At 50.3% G+C, this 764-nt stretch carries 3 tRNA genes and 1 rRNA gene; all 4 read left to right on the forward strand.

Annotated elements, in window-relative coordinates:
* Positions 1 to 328 (forward strand): 23S ribosomal RNA (locus AC1DUA_RS39540); the annotation flags it as partial.
* A 109-nt stretch (positions 329 to 437) separates the two neighbouring features.
* A tRNA-His gene (locus tag AC1DUA_RS39545) sits at positions 438 to 510 on the forward strand.
* 17 nt (positions 511 to 527) lie between these two features.
* Positions 528 to 599: transfer RNA gene (locus AC1DUA_RS39550), tRNA-Gln, on the forward strand.
* Between the two features lie 15 nt (positions 600 to 614).
* Positions 615 to 696, forward strand: a tRNA-Leu gene (locus tag AC1DUA_RS39555).
* The last annotated feature ends 68 nt before the right edge of the window (positions 697 to 764 follow it).

Here is a 764-nt window from a genome sequence, read left to right on the forward strand (position 1 = left end):
AAAGCGGTACGCGAGCTGGGTTCAGAACGTCGTGAGACAGTTCGGTCCCTATCTGTCGCGGGCGTAGGAAATTTGAGAGGAGCTGTCCTTAGTACGAGAGGACCGGGATGGACGTACCGCTGGTGTACCAGTTGTCTCGCCAGAGGCATMGCTGGGTAGCTATGTACGGAGGGGATAAGCGCTGAAAGCATCTAAGCGCGAAGCCCCCCTCAAGATGAGATTTCCCAGTATGTAAGACCCCTTGTAGACGACGAGGTTGATAGGTTCGAGGTGGAAGTGCRGCAAYGYATGYAGCTGACGAATACTAATCGGTCGAGGGCTTAACCTAATATAGGGATCTTTTGACGAAGTCAAAAGTCTCTCTGCTTGAAACCTAAGAAGTCCTTACCTTTACGTAAGTTTCGTATCTAGTCTTCAGGGAATAAATCCCTACTGTGGCGGTCGTGGCGAAGGGGTTAACGCACTGGTTTGTGGATCCAGCATTCGTGGGTTCAAGTCCCATCGGTCGCCCTTTTCCCTTATCTTGTTGGGGATTAGCCAAGCGGTAAGGCAACGGACTTTGACTCCGTCATGCCTAGGTTCAAATCCTAGATCCCCAGTTTATCTTCCTTTAAGCGGTCGTGGTGGAACGGCAGACACACCATCTTGAGGGGGTGGCGCTCACAAGGCGTGAGGGTTCAAATCCCTCCGACCGCATCCCAGATTTACGAGAAAACCTTACATTTGTAAGGTTTTTTTGTTTTATAACAGAGTCTCCATATGAC

It is taken from the genome of Paenibacillus sp. 01T422, assembly GCF_056398785.1.